A 20,530-nucleotide genomic window follows, 5' to 3' on the forward strand; every position below is an offset into this window, starting at 1 on the left:
GCCCCCCTCGGTGCTCGGCATCGAGGCGGGGGTTTTATGGTGGCCGCCGCCCGCACCCGTACGGATCAACGCTGCCCGCCCCGTCTGGAGGAGCCTTCCTGAGCGGCGCGCTTCCCCTCACGGGCGCCCTGTTGAGTGCCCGACCTGCCCGTTCCTGTCACCGCCGTCGTCTACGCCGTCGGTCCATGCCCCGGATCTTCGCGCTGCACTCCCCAGTAAGTCGGGTTAGTTTGTGCACGTTTTTCCGACTTATGCCTTTCGGCCCACACTCTGTGGGCCGAAAGGGGAGCCCTGCCGCGTGTAGGGGGAAGGCAGGCGATGGTCAAGACCTTGAGTGCCCCGCTCGTCGGAGTGCAGAGCCGCGGCCCGACGCAGGTTGTCCGTACGCCGCGTCGCACCGCCGGTCAGGGGTGGTTGGCTGCCGTGGCGGTGGTCTTCGTGCTGGCCCAACTGGCCCTCGTACGGCCCGGCATGGGACTCGGCTGGGACGAGGCGGTATACGTCAGTCAGGTCAGCGGTCACGCACCGGCGGCGTTCTTCAGCGCGCCACGCTCGCGCGGCGTCTCCCTGCTGGCCGCGCCCATCGCCTCCTGGTCGTCGTCCACCTCACTCCTGCGGGTCTACATGGCCCTGCTGTCCGGCCTCGGTCTCTTTCTGGCGCTGCGCGTCTGGCGCGGGCTCTTCCCGCAACGCGTGGTGGTCCTGGCCGGCATCCTGTTCGCGACGCTCTGGGTGACCGTCTTCTACGGCCCCGAGGTCATGCCCAACTACTGGGTCGCGATTGGCGCCCTGGTGGTGGTCGGCTGCTTCCTGCGGGCCCAGGCCGACCGCCGGGACCGGGCCGCGCTGTGGGGAGCCGGCGTGGGCGCGGCGCTGCTGGCCTGGATGCGGCCCACCGACGCCGTCTGGGTGGTCCTCCCGCTGTTCGTGCTGCTGGTGTGCGTACGCCGGTGGCGGCGGCCGCGGCTGCTCGCGGCACTCGTCGTGGGGCTGGGGTCGGGGGCCGTCGGCTGGGTGGCCGAGGCGTACGCCAGCTTCGGCGGCCTCGACGCGCGCCTGGCCGACGCCTCTCGAATTCAGGGTGGCCTCGGGTGGAACATCGCCGTCCTGGACCAGCTGCGCGGTCTGGGCGGCCAGACCCTGTGCCGCCCGTGCGACAGCCCGCTTCCGGCCCCGGAGTTGATCGCGTGGTGGTTCGCTCTGCCGATGCTCGCCGCGCTGGGCCTCGCCGTCGCGGTCAGGGGACGGCGCACCGCGCGCACGCTGTTGCCGCTGGTCTGCGCCACGACGGCGGGCATCCCGTACCTCTTCATGATCGGATACGCCGCGCCGCGCTTCCTGCTGCCGTTCTACGCCCTGCTCGCCATCCCGGTCGCCGACGCCCTCATTCACCTGGTCACCACCTCGCGCCGGACTTGGCGTCCGGTGGCGGTGACGCTGGCGGCGCTGGCCTTCGCCGGGCATCTGGCCATGCAGTACGTGGTCCTTGAGGACACCGTGGCCCGCTCGACAGCCGGTCGCCAGGAGTGGGCCCGCACGGCGGCCGAGCTGAACCGGCTCGGCGTACGGCCGCCCTGCGTGGTGAACGGCCACGAGGCTCTCCCGATCGGTTTCTACGCGGGGTGCTCCTCCGCCCAGACCCAGGGGCACAACGCGAGCACGACGCAGGCCGACCTCCTGCGGACGGCGCAGCGGACGCCGACGGCCACTCTTGTCCCGGAGGGGGACGGGCCGCCGGGCTACGCGCGCGACTGGCCGTCCCATCGGTCCGGTGACCTGCGCATTCACCTGGGTCCCGCGGTGCGGGCGGACAGCCGGGGATGACGGGGTGATGCGGGCAGGGAGCCCGCCTCGCGACGTGGGCATATGCACGCTATTTGGCATATGAACTGTTTGCGTCTCGCGGTGACGGGTACCCCGGGATGGGGCCGGAACGCGACGTTCCGCCCCATGCCCTCACCCGTCGCTCTGGAGAGTTCATGTCGGATCAGCGCAAAAGTCCGTTCGCGACCGTGAGCCCGTACACGGGGGAGACCCTCGTGGAGTTCCCGGTCATCGAGGGCGAAGAAGTCGATTCCACGCTGGAGACCGCGGGTCACGCGTTCGACGCGTGGCGCGAGCGCCCGATCGCGGAGCGCGCGGCCGTCGTCGCACGCGCGGCCGGCCTGATGAAGGAACGCAAGGAAGAGCTGGCCCAGCTCATCACCCTGGAGATGGGCAAGCTCATCTCCGAGGCGCGCGGAGAGGTCGACCTCGCCGCGTCCATCCTGGAGTACTACGCGCGGCACGGGCCGGACTTCGCCGCCGCGGAGCCGCTCGACTTCGAGGGCGAGGGAGAGGCCTACCTCGTCAGCGAGCCCCTCGGCGTGCTCCTCGGCGTCATGCCCTGGAACTTCCCGCTCTACCAGGTGGTCCGTTTCGCGGGCCCGAACCTGGTGCTCGGCAACACCGTCCTGGTCAAGCACGCCGGCATCTGCCCGCAGTCCGCACTCGCCCTGGAGACGCTCTTCCGTGACGCGCGGGCCCCGGAAGGTGTCTACACGAACCTCTTCGTGAGCCACGAGGAGATCTCCCGCATCATCGACAGCCCGGTGGTCCGCGGAGCCTCCCTGACCGGCAGCGAGGGAGCGGGCGCCAAGGTCGCCGAACGGGCCGGGCGGAACATGAAGCCCAGCCTCCTCGAGCTCGGCGGCAGCGACGTCTTCATCGTCCTCGACGGCGAGAACCTCGACCGCACGATCGGCGCGGCGGTGGCGGGCCGCATGGCGAACACCGGCCAGAGCTGCGTCGCCTCGAAGCGGTTCATCGTCCTTGCGGACGTGTACGACGACTTCGTCGAGGGGATGCGCCGCAAGTTCGAGGAGCTGCGGCCGGGTGACCCCGCGGACGAGTCGACCACTCTGGGCCCGCTCTCCTCCGAGCAGGCGGCCTCGGACCTGGCCGACCAGATCCGCGAAACGGTGGAGCAAGGCGCGGAACTGGTCACCGGCGGCCACCGGATCGACCGTCCGGGCGCCTTCGTCGAGCCGACGGTCATCACCGGCGTCAAGCCGGGCATGCGCGCCTACGCCGAGGAGCTCTTCGGGCCCGCCGCGGTCATCTACCGCGTCGCCGACGAGGACGAGGCGATCGCCCTCGCCAACGACAGCCAGTACGGCCTCGGCGGATCCGTGTTCTGCGCGGACGTGGAGCGGGGCCGCCGGGTGGCGGAGCGCGTGGAGACCGGCATGGTCTGGGTGAACCACCCGACCTCGACCCAGCCCGACCTGCCGTTCGGCGGCATCAAGCGCTCCGGCTACGGGCGGGAGCTCTCGAAGCTCGGCATGCTCGAATTCGTGAACCGCAAGCTCGTCCGGATCCTGCCGCCCGACGCGAAGCTGCACGGCATCGCCGGCTGAGCGAGCCGGCCCGCCCGTACTACCTGCATCGCCCGTACCGCCCGCACATCCGGGGCGGGGCAAAAGCTGACCATACGTGTGTTTTGCGGCCGAGTGAACGGCAAGCCGTTCTGACAGACAGCCCATGGCGTCCTCCACCCGCGAAACCAGCCAAGCAAGGAGCAACCGTGACCGCAGTACCCGCCATCACCCTCAACAACGCCGTGGAGATCCCCCAGCTCGGCTTCGGCACCTTCCAGATCGAGCCGGAGGAGACCCGGGAGACGACGCTGGCCGCGCTGGAGGCCGGCTACCGCCACATCGACACGGCACAGATGTACGGCAACGAGAAGGAGGTCGGCCAGGCGGTCCGCGACTCCGGCATCGACCGTGCCGACATCTTCGTGACCAGCAAGCTCAACAACGGCGCTCACGCGCACGACGACGCACTCAAGGCGTTCGACCGCACGATGGACGAGCTGGGCCTCGACTACCTGGACCTCTTCCTCATCCACTGGCCGCTGCCCGGCGAGGGCGACTTCGTGGAGACCTGGAAGGCCCTGGAGGAGATCTACCGCTCGGGACGGTCCAAGGCCATCGGGGTCTCCAACTTCCAGCCCCACCACCTGCGTCGGCTGCTGGAAGGCAGCGACGTGGTCCCCGCGGTCAACCAGATCGAGGTGCACCCCTACCTCACCCAGGACGACGTCAGGGCCTTCGGCGCCGAGCACGACATCGCCACCGAGGCCTGGTCGCCCATCGCGCAGGGCAAGGTCCTCGACGACCCGACGATCAACCGCATCGCGCAGCGCGTGGGTAAGACGCCCGCCCAGGTGACCCTGCGCTGGCACATCCAGCGCGGAGACATCGTCTTCCCCAAGTCGGTGACCCAAAAGCGCATCGAGGAGAACTTCGACCTCTTCGACTTCGAGCTGAGCCAGGGCGACATCGGTGAGATCTCCGCCCTGAACCGCGACGAGCGGACCGGCCCCGACCCGGACCGCTTCAACGGCTGAGGGTGAGCGCCGGACTCACACCGTCGTGGGGAAGGCCTGTTCCGTCCAGATGGTCTTGCCGGAGCGGGTGTAGCGCGTCCCCCACCTCTGGACGAGCTGCGCGACGATGAACAGGCCGCGCCCGCCTTCGTCCTCCTCGCCGCTGTGGCGCAGGTGGGGCGAGGTGTGGCCCCGGTCAGCGACCTCGCACAGAAGGGTGCGGTCACGGATGAGCCGCACCTGGATCGGGCCTTCGGCGTACCTGACCGCGTTGGTGACCAGCTCGCTGACGACGAGCTCGGTCGCGAACGCCAGTTCCTCAAGGCCCCATTGATGCAGTTGCTGGGTCGCGAGGTCCCGGGCCTGTCCCGCGGCGACGGGCTCGGGCGGCAGCTCCCATTCGGTGACCTGCGCGGTGTCGAGTTCGCGGGTACGGACGAGCAGCAGGGCGGTGTCGTCGGCCGTCGAGCCGCTCGGCAGGAGCTCCGCGACGGCCCGGTCGCACAGTTCCTCGAGTGACGCGTGCCGGTCGCTGAGCACCTGGCTCAAGGTGTCGAGTCCGTGGTCGATGTCGCGGTCGCGCGCCTCGACCAGGCCGTCGGTGAAGAGAGCGAGGAGGCTGCCCACGGGCAGCTCGATCTCCGCCGACTCGAACGGCAGACCGCCGAGGCCCAGTGGCGGTCCTGCCGGCAGGTCGGGGAAGGTCGGCGGGCCGTCCGGCGTGACCACGGCCGGTGGCAGGTGCCCGGCCCTGGCCATGACGCAGCGCCGCGACACCGGGTCGTACACGGCGTACAGACAGGTCGCCCCGGTGGTCACGTCGGCGTACGTCCCGTCGGGCGTGCCCAGCTCGCTGCGCTGCTCCTCCGCGGACTGCGCGACCAGATCGTCGAGCCGCGACAACAGCTCGACGGGGTCCATGTCCATCTGGGCGAAGGCGCGCACGGTCGTCCGGAGCCGGCCCATGGTGGCGGCTGCCTGCAGGCCGTGACCCACCACGTCACCGACCACGAGCCCGACGCGGGTGCCGGACAGCGGGATGACGTCGAACCAGTCGCCGCCGACGCCGGTCACGTCGTCCGTGGGCAGGTAGCGGTGCGCGACCTCGACCGCCGACTGATCCGGAACGTGCCGTGGCAGCAGCTGGCGCTGCAGGGCCAAGGACGCGGTGCGCTCACGGGTGAACCGGCGGGCGTTGTCGATGGACACCGCCGTACGGGCGACCAGCTCGTCGGCCAGGGCCACTTCGCCGCTGTCGAAGGTGGCCGATCCGGTGTCGCGGACGAAGGTGACGAGCCCCAGGGTGCTGTTCCCGGCCCGCAGCGGCACGACAAGGGCCGTGTCGTCGAGCACGAGCCCGCCCGAGGAGAGGCTGCGATGCTGCGGCGAACCGGGCGGGTACGCCACCGGCGGGTGGTTCTCGGGGGGAGCGGCGCGCCCGCGATCAGCGGGACCGCGGTCACTGGGCCTGCAGTGGGAAGGGTGGCCTCCCGGTTCCAGCCGTTCGGCTTCCGCGGCCGAGCAGCGGGCGACCCGCACCAGGGACACGGCCGCCGCGCCGCTGGTGGCGGGCACCTCGCCCTCGAGCACCGCCCGGGCGAGGTCGACCGTCACCGTGGTGGCGAATTCCGGCACGGCCACCTCGGTGATCTTCTCGGCGGTGACCCGCACATCGAGGGCGGTCCCGATCCCGCGGCCCGCCTCGACGAGCAGCGCCAGACGCCGCTGGGCCTTGTAGCGGTCGGAGATGTCGAAGGCGTCCTCGCACACCCCGATGACACGGCCGTCGGCGTCCTGCAGCCGGTAGTAGGCACACGACCAGAGGTGGTCCGTCTCCGGGTCGCTGGGCGGCCTGCCCTTGAAGTGCAGGTCCAGAAAGGGCTCTCCGGTGTCCAGGACGTGACGCATGACCGCTTCGAGCGTGGGCGGGTGCCCCTTGCTCACGAATTTTCCGCTGGAGTACAGCTGATCGGCCCGAAGGCCCCGGAATTCGGCGAACGGCCGCCCTATCTCTCGCTCGTACGCCGCGTTGCACCAGGTCAGGCGCAAGTCGGTGTCGTAGATGCCCAGACCGACGGGTGACTGGGTGGCGAGGCCCTGGAGCAGGGCGAGGCGGGATTCCCACTGCCGCAGATCCTGCAGCTCCGTCGCCACGAGGACGCGCGCGGCCGGGCCCGCACCGGGCAGGGGGCACATCGCGGTGGCGACGATCAGGTCCCGCCCGTCCTGATGCCGGGCGACGTGGAGCTCGTTTCCCCGGACCTCGGGAGGGAGGGGGAGGAAAGAGGGCGTCGGGCCGGGCGACAGGAACGTGGTCAGGGGCCTGCCGACGATCTCCTGCGGCGGGTAGCCGAGGAGCCGCTGCGCCGCCGGACTCCAGCCGATGACCGTGTCCTGGGCGTCGAGGACCGCCGTGGCCGCCCTGGTGACGTCGAGGGGACCACGGAATTCAGCACCCTGCTCCTCGTTCCTTGCCTTCATGGCGCCACATCAGCCCCGTTCATCCCCTACAGAATCCGCTGTCCCCGGGACGGGCACAACTGCGGTGCACCCGCTCGGCGAATCCGTGGGGTCAGCGCACCCGCAGGTTTGTCCTGTGGTTCGTACAGGACAGGGGGATCTTGTCCCGTCGGCAGCCGGGTGATTACCTGCTGCACGTCCCCCGCCCGGACGCCCCCGAACGCGGAAGGTGCCCACTCCCCATGCCCACCCCACTGCCGATCGGCCTGGTGCAGGCGGCCGCCCTCCATCACGCCGACGACAGCCTCGACACCTTCGCGGAACAACTGCGCCGCCTCGCCCGCACCTATCCCGCAGTGCGGCTTTTCGCGTTCCCGGAGCTGCACGTGAGCGGCCACCGGCCGGACGAGGACCCCGAGCGGGTCATGACCGCCGCCGCACAGGACATCGACGGCCCCAGGGGCAGGGTGCTGGCCGGGCTGGCCCGCGAACTCGGACTGTGGCTCATCCCCGGGAGCGTGTACGAGCGCGCTGCTGACGGCCGGATCTACAACACGGCACCGGTGTACTCACCCGAGGGGCGGCGTGTCGCCGCCTACCGCAAGGTCTTCCCCTGGCTTCCCTACGAGACGACGGCGGCGGGCGGCAGCTTCGTCGTCTTCGACCTGGAGGACCACGGACGGGTCGGCCTGTCGATCTGCTACGACGCGTGGTTCCCGGAGGTCACGCGCCATCTTGCGTGGCAGGGCGCCGATCTCGTGGTGAACCTGGTGCGCACAGCGACCGTCGACCGCGCCCAGGAACTCGTCCTCGCCCGCGCCAACGCGATCGTCAACCAGGTGTTCCTGGCCAGCGTGAACGCCGCGCCCCCGGACGGCATCGGCCGCAGCGTCGTCGTGGACCCCGAGGGCCGGGTCCGCGCCGAGTCGGGTACCGAACCGGAAATCGTCGTGACGGACGTCGTCGACCTCGCCGAGTCCCGCCGGGTCCGCTCGCACGGCACGGCGGGCCTCACCCGGGTCTGGGACCCGTTCGCCCACGACCGCCCGCCCCTCGAACTCCCGCTGTACGATGGCCGGATCGACCCGCCGCGCTGGCGCGACGGGCCGCGGGCGACCTGACCGGGCGGGCCCTGACGTCCCGAAACGTCAGGGCCTGCGCAGGACCGTCGCCTCCGCGCCCCAGCCGAGGGCGATGGTCCGGTCGACGCGCCAGCCTGATCCCCGGTGGGCCCCATCGCGTTCCTCGCCCTCGCGGCCCCGCAGATCGCCCGCCGCCTCACCGGGCACGGGGCCTCCGTCGACCTCGCCGGTTCGGCGCTCGTCGGCGCGGTTCTGCTGCTCGGTGCCGACATCGCGGCGCAGCACGCGATTCCGGGCGTACTGCTGCCGACCGGCGCGGTCACCGTGTGCGTGGGCGGGGTGTATCTGCTGGTGCTGCTGGTGCGGGAGAGCCGCCGGGGGTCCTAGGTCCGGGGCGAAGGCCAGGCCCCTCCCGGTCCGGGGCATGGTACTCCGCCGCCCGATGGCCGAATTGACCCCCTGTAAGGACACGGCACCTAAGCGACATGTTTGCATGTGTCCATGATCATTAACGCACAGCAAACATCCGGGCCGCAGACGTACGTGGACCGCATCCTGGACCAGTGGCACACGGACGAGAACGCCGAGGCGCTCGTCCAGGGCACTCAGCGGCTGACCCGGGCGGAGGCTCGGCGGCGGCTCTTCCGGCTGGGGCACGCGCTGCGCCGGCAGGGGCTCGCGCCCGGCGACGGAGTGGGGCTGTTCCTGGCCAACCGTGTGGACTCCGTCCTCGTCCAGCTCGCGGTCCATCTCATCGGCTGCCGCGTGGTGTTCCTGCCGCCCGAACCCGGGCCCGGGGAGCTCGCCGCGCTGGTCGAGCAGTCCCGGGCGCGCGCCGTGGTCACCGACCCGCTCTTCGCCCCGCGGGCCGCCGACGCGGCGGACCGCAGCGTCCACGCCCCCGTGCTGCTCAGCCTCGGACCCTGCGAACAGGACTGCGCGGACCTGCTGGCCGTGGCGGCCGAATGCCCCGCGGAGCGTCCCGGCGGGGTGCCCGCCCCGGGTCCCGACGAAGCCGTCACCGTCCTCTACACCGGCGGCACCCTGGGCCGCCCCAAGCTCGCCGCGCACAGCCACCGGCTGTACGACGCACTGGTGGACCTGGCGGAGGGCCGCAAGGACTCGGGCCCCGCGGTCTTCCCGACCGCGAACCCGGGCACCGACCGGGTGCTCGCCTCCACGCTGCTCACCCACGGCAGCGGCCACCTCACCTCGGTGCAGGCCCTGGTGACAGGTGCCGCCCTCGTCGTGCTGCCCGAGTTCGAGGCGAGCGCTGCCCTGACGGTGCTGCGCGAGGAGCGGATCACCGCCACCATGTTCGTGCCGCCGATGCTGTACGCGCTGCTCGATCACCCGGAGTGCGTGCCGGGCGTCCTCCCCGCGCTGCGGCGGATCGTCGTGGGCGGCGCGGCCTCGTCGCCCAGCCGTCTGCAGCAGGCGGTCGAGGTCTTCGGACCGATCCTCAGTCAGGGCTACGGGCAGTCGGAGGCGCTCGGCATCGCCGCGTTCGGCGCGGACGACCTCGCCGCGCAGGGGGCTCACCGGCCCGAGCTCTGGCGCAGCTGCGGTCGCGCGATATCCGACACCGAGATCGAGATCCGCGGTGAGGACAGCGCGGCCGCACTGCCCGCCAGGCAGGTCGGGGAGGTGTGCGTCCGCGGCGAGACGGTGATGCTCGGCTACTACGAGGACCCCGAGCGCACCGCGCAGGCGCTGCACGAAGGCTGGCTGCGCACAGGGGACTTGGGCTATCTCGACGCCGACGGCTACCTCTACCTCGTCGACCGGGCCAAGGACATCATCGTCACCGGCAGCACCAGCGACAACGTCTACTCCAGGGTCCTCGAGGACTTCCTGCTCACCCTGCCCGGGGTGCGCAACGCGGCGGCCCTCGGCGTGCCGGACGAGGAGTTCGGGGAGGCCGTACAGATCTTCCTGGCCACGGCCGAGGGCGCCCACGTCGACCCGGCCACCGTCGGCGCGGCGGTGACCGCCGAGTTGGGGGAGCTCTACACGCCCCGCAGGACCGTCCTCCTGGACCGGTTGCCGACGACCAAGGTCGGCAAGGTGGACAAGAAGGCGCTGCGCGCCGCGTGGACGGAGGCGGCTCTGACCACGACGTAGGCGCGCGAACGCCGATGTCGCAAATCGCCCGACCCGCGAACGCCGACGCCGCGGATCGCGCGACAGCCCGACTGCCCGACAGCACACCGCCCGCGGGAGACATGCGCCCCCGCGGGCGGTGTGCTGCGCCGGCCCGGTTTCAGGGGCGGGCGGTGTGGTGTGGTCCAGTACGCCGGGCGACCGCGCCAGGCGACGGCAACCCCTTGACCTCGGTGGCTCCGGCCAACTACTTTTCGGTGGCCATCGACCTGTCACGACCGAAAGGGGGCGACCCGGCGGATGAACACCAGCTCTGATCTTGGTCGCCTCGCCCAGCGCACTGTCTGGGTCCCGGGTCGGATCGCGCACGGCGCCTGAGTACGCCCTTGTGACGCGCCCGTCCGTGGCGCGTCGTGCCTGCCGTCCGCAGCGCATCAGCGCCGGCCGTTTCCGGCACCTTTCGCGTACTCCCTCACCGCCTCAGCACCTCACCGCCTCTCCGCCTTCCGGCACGTCACTGCCGCGTGCTGTCGTGCGCCCCTCTTGCGTGGCGCGTCCGAACACAGAAAGCTGCCTGAAATTGGCGAACATGATGAATCAACCGATCGCGCATCGAAGCGAAGGCCTGTCATGACAGCGGCGCGGATCACCGTCAACGGAAAAGAAACACTGATCTCCCCGGCCGCGTCCCACACCTCGGCGCTGGATTTCCTGCGCGAGCGTGGTCTCACCGGCGCCAAGGAGGGATGCGCCGAGGGTGAGTGCGGTGCCTGTTCGGTCTTGGTGGCGCGTCCCGGGGTGGACAAGCCGACCGACTGGGTGGCGATCAACGCCTGCCTGGTCCCGGCCGCGGCCCTGGACGGGCAGGAGCTCGTGACCTCCGAGGGCCTCGCCACCGCCGGCGAACCCGGCACGCCGAGCACGCTGCACCCGGTGCAGGAGGAGATGGCGGTCCGCGGCGGCTCCCAATGCGGGTACTGCACACCGGGGTTCATCTGCAGCATGGCGGCCGAGTACTACCGTCCCGACCGGTGCGCGCACGCGGGTCCCGCGGGCTCGGCCCAGAGCGACGGCGCGATCGGAGACACCGACGCCGAGCACGGTCCGAACGGGTTCGACCTTCATGCGCTGAGCGGGAACCTGTGCCGCTGCACCGGCTATCGCCCGATCCGCGACGCCGCGTTCGCCGTGGGCACGCCCACCGACGAGGATCTCCTTGCCCGGCGTCGTGAGCAGTCCCCGCCCCCGCCGGCCGCCACCGCGTACACCCGTGACGGTGCGGAGTTCCTGCGGCCGGGCACCCTGGCAGACGTATTGCGGTTGCTGCGTGAGCGGTCCGACGCGGTGGTGGTCGCCGGCTCCACCGACTGGGGTGTGGAGGTCAACATCCGCTCCCGCAGGGCGGATTGCGTGGTCGCCGTCGATCGATTGCGCGAACTGCGGGAGCTGCGCGTCGAATCCGACCACGTCGAGATCGGGGCGGCGCTGACGCTCACCGAGATCGAACGCCGCCTCGACGGCCGCGTCCCGCTGCTGGCAGAGCTGTTCCCGCAGTTCGCCTCCCGGCTCATCCGCAACAGCGCGACCCTCGGCGGCAACCTGGGCACCGGGTCTCCCATCGGAGACAGTCCGCCGGCGCTGCTCGCCCTTGACGCATCGGTGATCCTCGCCGACGCCGACGGCGAGCGCGAGGTCCCGCTGGCCGACTACTTCACCGGATACCGGCAGAGCGTGCGCCGTCCCGGCGAGCTGATCCGCGCGGTGCGTTTTCCCCTGCCGCTGTCGCCGGTCGTGGGCTTCCACAAGATCGCCAAGCGGCGCTTCGACGACATCTCCAGCGTCGCGGTCGCTTTCGCGCTCGACATCGAGGGCGGGCTCGTACGCAAGGCGCGCATCGGCCTGGGCGGCGTGGCGGCCACGCCCATCCGCTCCCTCGCCACCGAGGCGGCCCTGGAGGGCAAGCCCTGGGTGACGGAGACCGTCGAGGCCGCTGCCCGGGTGCTGCGGGCGGAGGGCACGCCGATGAACGACCACCGCGCCAGCGCCCTTTACCGTTCCGCGATGCTCGGCCAGAGTCTGCTGAAGCTGTACGCACAAACCACCGAGGGTGTGACGTCATGAGCCATCTGTCCGAGCGCCCCGAAAAGCCCGTCGTCGGCGTGTCCGTGCCGCACGAGAGCGCCGTCCTGCACGTCACCGGCAGCGCGCTCTACACCGACGACCTGATCCATCGCACCAAGGACGTACTGCACGCCCACCCGGTCCAGGCCACGAAGGCCCACGGCAGGATCACCGCGCTGCGCACCGAGGCCGCACTCGACGTGCCGGGCGTGGTCCGCGTGCTGACCGCGGCCGACGTACCCGGCGTCAACGACGCCGGAATGAAGCACGACGAGCCGCTCTTCCCCGACGTGGTCATGTTCCACGGGCACGCGGTCGCCTGGGTGCTCGCCGAGACACTGGAGGCGGCCCGGCTCGGAGCGGCGGCCGTCGAGGTGGAACTCGACGAACAGCCCTCCCTGATCACCCTTCAGGACGCGATCGCCGCCGACAGTTTTCACGGCGCCCGGCCCATGATGCTCGCGGGCGACGTCGAAGCCGGGTTCGCCGACTCCGCGCACGTGTTCACCGGCGAGTTCCAGTTCTCCGACCAGGAACACTTCTACCTGGAGACGCACGCGGCGCTGGCCCACATCGACGAGGCCGGGCAGGTCTTCGTCCAGAGCAGCACCCAGCACCCCTCGGAGACCCAGGAGATCGTCGCGCACGTGCTCGGCCTGCACAGCCACGAGGTGACCGTGCAGTGTCTGCGGATGGGGGGCGGCTTCGGCGGCAAGGAGATGCAGCCGCACGGGTTCGCGGCCATCGCCGCACTCGGCGCCAAGCTCACCGGCCGTCCGGTACGGCTGCGGCTCACCCGGACGCAGGACCTGACCATGTCCGGCAAGCGCCACGGGTTCCACGCCCAGTGGAAGATCGGCTTCGACGCCGAGGGCCGCATCCAGGCCCTCGACGCCGAGTTGACCGCCGACGGCGGCTGGAGCCTGGACCTGTCCGAGCCGGTGGTGGCTCGTGCGCTGTGCCACATCGACAACACCTACTGGATTCCCAACGCGCGCGTCGCCGGTCGCATCGCCAAGACCAACAAGGCGTCCAACACCGCCTTCCGAGGCTTCGGCGGACCGCAGGGAATGCTGGTCATCGAGGACATCATGGGCCGGTGCGCGCCGCTGCTCGGCCTGGATCCGACGGAGTTGCGCGAGCGCAACTTCTACCGGCCTGGCCAGTCCACGCCGTACGGACAGCCCGTCGCCCAGCCCGAGCGGATCTCCGCCGTCTGGGAGCAGGTCAAGAACACCGGTGATCTCGCCGATCGCAGGCGCGAGGTCGCCGCCTTCAACGCCGCGCACCCCCACACCAAGCGGGCGCTCGCGATCACCGGCGTGAAGTTCGGGATCTCGTTCAACCTCACCGCCTTCAACCAGGGCGGCGCGCTGGTGCTGATCTACAAGGACGGCTCGGTCCTGATCAACCACGGTGGCACCGAGATGGGTCAGGGCCTGCACACCAAGATGCTGCAGGTGGCGGCCACCACACTGGGTATCCCGCTGCACAAGGTGCGGCTGGCGCCCACGCGCACCGACAAGGTGCCCAACACCTCGGCCACAGCGGCGAGTTCTGGAGCGGATCTCAACGGCGCGGCGGTGAAGAACGCCTGCCACCAACTGCGCGACCGACTGGTGCAGGTGGCCGCCACCCAGTTGGGATCGAGTGCCGCGGATGTACGCATCGACGACGGCGTCGCCCGCACCCTCGGCAGCGACAAGGAGCTGGCCTGGGACGACCTGGTACGCACCGCGTACTTCCAGCGGGTTCAGCTGTCTGCCGCCGGTTTCTATCGCACCGAGGGGCTGCACTGGGACGCGAAGTCGTTCAGCGGCTCCCCGTTCAAGTACTTCGCCATCGGCGCCGCCGCGGCCGAGGTGGAAGTGGACGGCTTCACCGGTGCGTACCGCATCCGGCGCGTGGACATCGTGCACGATGTCGGCGACAGCCTGTCCCCGATGATCGACATCGGTCAGGTCGAGGGTGGTTTCGTGCAGGGCGCGGGGTGGCTGACGCTCGAGGACCTGCGCTGGGACACCGGTGACGGGCCGGGCCGCGGCCGACTGCTGACCCAGGCCGCCAGCACCTACAAGCTGCCGAGCTTCTCGGAGATGCCCGAGGAGTTCAACGTGGCGCTCCTGGAGAACGCCACCGAAGAGGGCGCGGTCTACGGCTCCAAGGCGGTCGGCGAGCCCCCGCTGATGCTGGCGTTCTGCGTACGGGAAGCCCTGCGGCAGGCTGCCGCCGCGTTCGGGCCGAGCGGGATCAGCGTCGAGCTGGCCTCGCCCGCGACTCCGGAGGCGGTGTACTGGGCGATCGAGGGGGCGCGCCAGGCCCGCGAGACGCACCAGGACGACGTACGCCGCGCGGGGCCCGCCCTCGACGGCGCGGTCCGAGCCGACGCAAAAACGTTGAGCGGTGCCTGACATGACGTGGATCGCCGCGGTCGCGCGGTTGCGGGCACGCCGGGAGCCCGGCGTGCTGGTGACCGTCGCGTCCGTGCGCGGACACGCCCCGCGCGACGCCGGTGCGAAGCTCGTGGTGGGGGAGAGCGAGTCGTGGGGCTCGATCGGCGGCGGCAATGTCGAGGCCGTCGCGATCGACCGGGCCCGGGAGATGATCGCCGCGGCCAAGCCGGAGCCGGAGCTGATCGATTTCGCCCTGAACGACAAGGTGACCAACCAGCACGGCGTGCAGTGCTGCGGAGGCACGGTCTCGGTGCTGCTCGAACCGCTTGCGGTGGTACGGGCCGTGGCGATCTTCGGCGTAGGACACGTCGGCCTGGAACTGGCACGCGTCCTGGCGCGTCAGGATCTGGACCTGCATCTGATCGACACCCGTTCCGACATCCTCACCGAGGAGCGGCTCGGTGTACTGGCGGACGCGGTGGGGCAGGTGCATGTGCACCACACTCCGCTGTTGCCCGAGGAGGTTCTGGAGGAGTTGCCGCGCGGCACCCACGTCCTGATCATGACCCATGATCATGCCGAGGACGCCGCACTGTGCGACGCCGCCTTGCGCACCACCCATCTCGGCTCCATCGGCCTGATCGGGTCGGCGGCCAAGTGGGTGCGCTTCCGCAACCGCCTCACCACCGAGGGCGGTCACGACGAGTCCGCCATCGGCCGGATCAAGACCCCGATCGGCCTCGCGGACATCACCGGCAAGGAACCCGCGACCATCGCGGTGAGCGTCGCCGCGGATCTGCTGCGCACGTTTGAGACCGAGGGAATCTGACGCTCCGAGTGCGGGGCCCGGTGGACTTTCGTCGACCCCGCCGGGTCCTACGACGACGGGGGCCGCTCCGGGGAGCGGAGCACGAGCAGGGTGATCTCGCTGGGGGCGAAGACCCGGAAGGGCGGCCCCCAGAATCCGGTGCCACGGCTCGTGTAGAGGAGGGTGCGGGTGCCGTGGCGGCTGAGGCCCGCGAGGGCGGGCTGGTCGATGCGGACCAGGTGGTGGAAGGGCCAGATCTGGCCGCCGTGGGTGTGGCCGGAGAGCTGGAGGTCGATGCCTTCGGCCGCCGCCCGGTCGACGAATTTGGGCTGGTGGGCCAGGAGCAGGACGGGCAGGTCGGGGTCGGCGCCGTCCAGTGCTCCGGCGAGGTGGGCGCGGTGGCCGGCCAGACCGGAGGACTCGGCGGTGACGTCGTCGACGCCGGCGACCACGAGCGTGTCACCGCCGCGTTCGAGCAGCAGATGGCGGTTGCGCAGCGGCTCCCACCCCAGCTCGTCCATCAGGTCGACCCAGCCTTGGGCCTCGCTGTAGTACTCGTGGTTGCCGGTGACGTAGACCTTGGCCCGGGTGGCCCGCACGGTGGCGAGCGGGGCGGCCTGGGCGCGACGGCGGTCGGCCGTGCCGTCCGCGATGTCGCCGGTGTGGCAGACCAGATCTGCCTCCAGGGTGTTCACCGTCGCGCAGACCTTCGCCGACCAGCGTTCGCGGTCGAGCGGGCCGTAGTGGGTGTCGGTGATGAGGACGACGCGGGTTCCGTCCAACCCGGCCCCCAGCCGCGGGAGTTCCACGTCGAGACGGCGCACCCGAGGCACCCGGCGTGCCTCGGCGTACCCCCAGGCTAGGAGCACGGCGGCGACACCGAGGACCGCCCACGTGACGATCCGGGCCCGGTCCTGACTCTCGCCGACGCCGGCCGCGGTCAGGGCGAGGCGCAGCAGGACGCCGAGCACGACGGACCAGGTGAACAGGACCCAGCCGGCGCCCAGCAGGGTGTCCCCGACGATCGCCGCCCGGTCCTGCTGACGCCGGCCGTGGCCGCGCGTCATCGCGATCGGCATACCGACCAGACCGAGGGCGAACAGGGCGGTGCCGCCCAGAGCGACGGGCAGCGGCCAGTGCTGGCCGGTGTGCAACAGCACCCAGCAGGGCACGACCCACAGCAGGACGGGTGCGATCAAGGGGATGTAGCGCATCAGGCGGCGCAGTGGACTGCGCTCAGCCGTGTGCGCCGCACTGTCGGCGGGTTGAGTTTCGCTGGTGTCGGTCACGCGTGCCCTTCTCACCCTTCTCAAGCAACCAGGCAGGCTGCCGTCGCGCGCACTGTATCCGGTCGGGTTCGGGCCGGTCGGAGGGGCCTGGTCCGGGCGGTCGTAGCGGGCACGGAGACCTGGCGACCGCCCGAGCCGCGGCCCGCACCGGTGTGCCCATGGTGGCCTCGACCCTCTCGGCCGACCCCCTGGAGGCGGTCGCGGCCGAGCTCGGCAGCACCCCCGGCTTCTTCCAGCTCTACACGCCCACCGACAGGGAACTGGCGGAAAGCCTCGTCCGCCGGGCCGAAGCAGCGGGCTACGCGGGCATCGTGGTCACGCTCGACACCTGGGTCGCCGACTGGCGGCCGCGTGACCTGGCCTCCTCCAACTTCCTGACCGACGGTGAGCGAGTGCGTGATGACGGTGCTCGGGTGCCACCTGCCGCAACGGCGAAGACCAGGAGAGCCGGGGCAGGCCGGACGTTCAACTCTGCGTGGACCGGGTGGCCAGTCGGCCGACCAGCGACTCGGCGAGGGAGGCCACGGTGGGGAACTCCCAGAGGGCGTTGGGGTCGATCTCGAAGCCCACGTGGTCCTCGACCGCGGTGAGAAGGGTGATGGCCTTGATCGAATCCAGTCCGTAGGCGGACATGGGCTCGGTCGGGTCGACTGCCCCGTGCGGCAGCCCCAGCTCCTCGGCCACGTGGGCGCAGAGCCAGTCCTGCAGTTCGGTGTAGAGCTGATCCGTTTTGGCGGCGTCTTGCATGTGAGTCCTTCGGGTGAGTGAGCCAGTACGTCGTGGCCCTAGCGAGGGTCCTGGTACAGGGGAGTCAGCAGGCCCTGGTGGAAGAGGTCCCGCATGGCCGCGCGGCGAACCTTGCCGCTCGTGGTGCGCAGGACACTGCCGGGCTTGAGCAGAGCCACGCTGTCAACGCTGATGCCGAACTCGCGCCCCACCGTGTGCCGGATGCCGGCCGCGAGAGCGGGCAACTCGTCGTGCTGCACGCGGCGCACCTCGTGCGTGACGACGACCATGGATTCCTCGTCGCCATCGGCGTAGCCAGGACCGCCGAACACGACGCCGACGCTGCCCAACTCCGGATGCTGGGCGCGCAGTTCCTGCTCCACGTCCTGGGGGTAGACGTTGCGCCCGTGCACGATGATCACGTCCTTGAGCCGTCCGTGCACGTAGAGCTCACCTTCGTGCAGCACGCCGATGTCGCCGGTGCGGAGGTAACCGCGGTCGCCGTTCGCGGTGACGGCGTCGAAGGTCTCCGCGTTGTCGTCCCGCTGCCAGTAGCCGGGGGAGACGCTGCGGCCGCGCAGCCAGATCTCTCCCAGTGAGCCTTCCGGGAGCACCTCCCGGGACGTCGGGTCGACCACGCGGATCTCCGCCGCGGGGGTGGGGATACCGCAACTGACGATCTCGCGTGTCAGGGCCGCTCCGGTGGCAGGGGTGAACGTGCCCCGCGCCAGCGCATCGAGGTCCACTGTGCGGGTCACCGGTGGCCGACCCGGGTGCCCGGAGACGAACACGGTCGCCTCCGCGAGGCCGTAGACGGGAACCAGGGTCTCCGGGCGGAACCCGGAGGCCGCGAACTTGGCCGTGAAGGCGGTGAGGATGTCCGGGGAGATGGGCTCCGAGGCGCAGCCGGCCAGCTTCCAGCGGGACAGGTCAAGCGCGGCCGCTTGCTCCTCGCTGACCTTGCGTATGCACAGCTCGAAGGCGAAGTTGGGAGCGAACGACCCGGTCATGCTCTCGCTCTCGATCAGCTGCAGCCAGCGCAGGGGCCGGCGGATGAACTCCAGCGGTTCCATCAGCACGCTTCTGTCGCCGCGCAGGAGCGGCCACAGAAAAAGGTTGAGCCCCATGTCGTGGTAGAGCGGCAGCCATCCACCCCAAGGCCCGCGGTTCTGCAGCGCACGCATCCCCTCGTCGCAGTTGAACAGGAGTTGGTCGTGCTGGATCACCGTGCCTTTGGGAGTGCCTGTCGATCCTGACGTGTACTGCAGCAGGGCGGTGGTCGACCGGTCAAGGCGTGAGGGCGCCCAGCCCCGAGGATCGCCGAACCCGGGCTCGTCACCGGCGGCGGTGCGGATCGTGGTGATGTCCATGTCCTTCATCCACGTGTGCACCTCGTCCAGACTGGGGGACGTGGTCAGCACGGCGGCGGCGCCGGAGTCGGCGGCGAGGGCCGCAAGGCGCTTGCGATGGTGCGCATAGCGGCCGGGAAGCGGAGCAGGGACAGCGATCATTCCGGCGTAGAGGCAGCCGAGGAAGGCCGCGGCGAACTCAAGACCGTTCGGGTGGAGCAGGAGCACGCGGGAGCCCGGGGGGAAGTTCTCCTGCAGCCACGCGGCCCGGCTGCGCGCCTCCTCGTCGAGTTGGGCGTACGACCAGCGCACCATGCTGCCGGTGAGGTCGTCGGGGTCGGCGAGGAACGCGACCGCCTCGGCGGTCGGCCGGGCCGCCACCCGCTCACGGAACAGCGCCACCAGGTCGGGTGCGTCGGCCAGGGACTGAGACATGGGATCGTCCTCCGGGACTGGCTTTGGATCGGGACGGTGACGAACTCCTCAACCGGTGCGGACGCCGTCGAAGTCGACCAGGAGGCGCGACGGCCCGCGCAGGTTCAGGTTGCGTTTGTAGGTGACGCCGCCGGGCCGAAGCCGCGGCCGCACCAGGAACGTGCTGAAGAGCTCAAGGGCGATGGCGACTTCCAGGCGTGCCAGGCCGGCGCCGAGGCAGAAGTGCGGGCCTGCCGAGAACGCCAGATGGGCGGCGGCAGGGGCACGGCCGATGTCGAACCGGTCCGGATCGGGATACACCCCGGGGTCCCGGTTGGCGGCCCCCAGCAGGAACAGCACTGTGTCGCCCGGCCGGACCTCGGCGTCGCCGATCGTGCCGTGCTCACGGGCCACCCGGGTGGTCATCTGCACGGGTGCGTCATGGCGCAGCACCTCTTCGACGACCGCCGGTGCCAGTGTGGGGTCGGCCCGCAGCCGGTCGAACTGCCCGGGATGACGCAGCAGGGCGAGAACCGCGTTGCCGATCAGGTTCACGGTCGTCTCGTGACCCGCGTTGAGCAGGAGCACGCAGGTCGCAAGGACGTCGTCCTCGTCGAGACGCTGCCCGTCCTCCTCGACCTGCAGGAGGTGCGAGATGAGGTCCTGCCGGGGAGTGCTCCGGCGCTCCTCGATCAGAAGCCTGAAGTAGTGCACGAAACCGGCGCGGGCCCGCGCCGCCTTTCTCGTCATCTGACCGCTGGTGCCCAGCGGCGGATCCAGTGCCGTCGCGAGCTCGGACGACCAGTCCTGCAGGAGCTGGCGATCCTCGTACGGGACGCCCAGCAGCTCGCAGATGACCCGCAGCGGCAGCGGATAGGCGAGGTCGTCGATGACTTCGAGCGTGCCGGTCCCGGCGGCGGCCCGGAACAGGTCCGTCGCGATCTCGCGGATCCACGGCGCCATGCCGTCGACCTTCCGCCGCGTGAACGCGCCGGTCACCAACCGGCGGTAGCGGGTGTGTTCCGGCGGGTCGAGATGGAGGAAGTTCCGCGTCCGCGGCCCTCGCGGAGTCGGGGAGAGCGGGGCCCGGTCCCGGGCCGCGCTCATCGTCGGATCACGGAGCAGGGCCGAGCACTGGTCGTGCCGCCCCACCACGAGGAGACCGTCGAAAGGCGCGTACGGCGAGCGCCGGCGCAGTTTCTCCAGGGAGGGGTAGGGGTTCTCCCGGTTGCCCGGGTCGGTCAGGTCGGCGATCTCCGTCGGCAGCGGAGGACGGCCCGACCGTATCGATTCGTCATTCTCACCGGCGGTTCCGACCATCACCGAATCCATTCTCATAGAGGCCGACGATCGCCGACAGTACCCGTGCACCGGAAACCCGGGAATGTCGTGCGCCTGCTGTTCAACCGCTGA

Annotated in this window: 13 protein-coding genes and 2 pseudogenes; 10 read left to right on the plus strand and 5 right to left on the minus strand. The window is 70.8% G+C overall.

Annotated elements, in window-relative coordinates; genetic code table 11:
• Window positions 1-318: 318 nt before the first annotated feature.
• The 3 genes from ACWD02_RS17160 (at window position 319) to ACWD02_RS17170 (ending at window position 4,393) form a co-directional block, all read left to right on the plus strand.
• Window positions 319-1,824 carry a hypothetical protein gene (locus tag ACWD02_RS17160; protein WP_451210707.1) on the plus strand — a complete coding sequence of 502 codons (1,506 nt, stop codon included), beginning with the start codon at window positions 319-321 and terminating at the stop codon, window positions 1,822-1,824.
• A gap of 155 nt (window positions 1,825-1,979) precedes the next feature.
• A complete protein-coding gene (locus ACWD02_RS17165) occupies window positions 1,980-3,398 on the plus strand; it encodes an NAD-dependent succinate-semialdehyde dehydrogenase (protein WP_451210710.1) in 1,419 nt (472 codons plus the stop codon).
• Between the two features lie 167 nt (window positions 3,399-3,565).
• Window positions 3,566-4,393 carry an aldo/keto reductase gene (locus ACWD02_RS17170; protein WP_451210714.1) on the plus strand — a complete coding sequence of 276 codons (828 nt, stop codon included), beginning with the start codon at window positions 3,566-3,568 and terminating at the stop codon, window positions 4,391-4,393.
• A gap of 15 nt (window positions 4,394-4,408) precedes the next feature.
• Here the strand turns inward: ACWD02_RS17170 and ACWD02_RS17175 are convergent, their stop codons facing one another.
• Window positions 4,409-6,853 carry a SpoIIE family protein phosphatase gene (locus tag ACWD02_RS17175; RefSeq protein WP_451210717.1) on the minus strand — a complete coding sequence of 815 codons (2,445 nt, stop codon included), beginning with the start codon at window positions 6,851-6,853 and terminating at the stop codon, window positions 4,409-4,411.
• A 221-nt stretch (window positions 6,854-7,074) separates the two neighbouring features.
• On the opposite strand from ACWD02_RS17175, the gene ACWD02_RS17180 reads away from it, so the two are divergent.
• The 6 genes and pseudogenes from ACWD02_RS17180 (at window position 7,075) to xdhC (ending at window position 15,360) form a co-directional block, all read left to right on the plus strand.
• Window positions 7,075-7,953, plus strand: coding sequence for a carbon-nitrogen hydrolase family protein (locus tag ACWD02_RS17180; protein WP_451210720.1), 879 nt, complete (start codon window positions 7,075-7,077; stop codon window positions 7,951-7,953).
• 108 nt (window positions 7,954-8,061) lie between these two features.
• A pseudogene (locus ACWD02_RS17185) lies at window positions 8,062-8,301 on the plus strand (iron chelate uptake ABC transporter family permease subunit); the annotation flags it as partial.
• Window positions 8,302-8,415: 114 nt separating this feature from the next.
• Window positions 8,416-10,038 (plus strand): class I adenylate-forming enzyme family protein, encoded by a 1,623-nt coding sequence (locus tag ACWD02_RS17190; RefSeq protein WP_451210722.1) that lies wholly within the window; start codon window positions 8,416-8,418, stop codon window positions 10,036-10,038.
• A gap of 609 nt (window positions 10,039-10,647) precedes the next feature.
• Entirely contained in the window at window positions 10,648-12,138 is a 1,491-nt protein-coding gene (locus tag ACWD02_RS17195; RefSeq protein ID WP_451210725.1) for a xanthine dehydrogenase small subunit, read from the plus strand.
• On the plus strand, window positions 12,135-14,549 hold the full coding sequence (gene xdhB / locus ACWD02_RS17200) for a xanthine dehydrogenase molybdopterin binding subunit (RefSeq protein ID WP_451210727.1): 2,415 nt from the start codon (window positions 12,135-12,137) through the stop codon (window positions 14,547-14,549). Before ACWD02_RS17195 ends, xdhB begins: the two co-directional genes overlap by 4 nt.
• 1 nt (window position 14,550) lies before the next feature.
• Entirely contained in the window at window positions 14,551-15,360 is an 810-nt protein-coding gene (gene xdhC / locus ACWD02_RS17205; protein WP_451210831.1) for a xanthine dehydrogenase accessory protein XdhC, read from the plus strand.
• Between the two features lie 47 nt (window positions 15,361-15,407).
• On the opposite strand, the gene ACWD02_RS17210 is transcribed toward xdhC, so the two are convergent.
• Window positions 15,408-16,628, minus strand: coding sequence for a metallophosphoesterase (locus ACWD02_RS17210; RefSeq protein ID WP_451210729.1), 1,221 nt, complete (start codon window positions 16,626-16,628; stop codon window positions 15,408-15,410).
• A 101-nt stretch (window positions 16,629-16,729) separates the two neighbouring features.
• Here ACWD02_RS17210 and ACWD02_RS17215 point away from each other — a divergent pair.
• Window positions 16,730-17,002: pseudogene (locus ACWD02_RS17215) on the plus strand (alpha-hydroxy-acid oxidizing protein); the annotation flags it as partial.
• 91 nt (window positions 17,003-17,093) lie between these two features.
• On the opposite strand, the gene ACWD02_RS17220 reads toward ACWD02_RS17215, so the two are convergent.
• The 3 genes from ACWD02_RS17220 to ACWD02_RS17230 are packed head-to-tail and all read right to left on the minus strand — an operon-like array spanning window position 17,094 to window position 20,437.
• A complete protein-coding gene (locus ACWD02_RS17220) occupies window positions 17,094-17,375 on the minus strand; it encodes an acyl carrier protein (RefSeq protein WP_451210732.1) in 282 nt (93 codons plus the stop codon).
• A 38-nt stretch (window positions 17,376-17,413) separates the two neighbouring features.
• On the minus strand, window positions 17,414-19,138 hold the full coding sequence (locus ACWD02_RS17225) for a fatty acyl-AMP ligase (protein ID WP_451210735.1): 1,725 nt from the start codon (window positions 19,136-19,138) through the stop codon (window positions 17,414-17,416).
• A gap of 48 nt (window positions 19,139-19,186) precedes the next feature.
• A complete protein-coding gene (locus ACWD02_RS17230; protein ID WP_451210834.1) occupies window positions 19,187-20,437 on the minus strand; it encodes a cytochrome P450 in 1,251 nt (416 codons plus the stop codon).
• Window positions 20,438-20,530 lie beyond the last annotated feature (93 nt).

Source organism: Streptomyces sp. NPDC002853 (assembly GCF_053591915.1).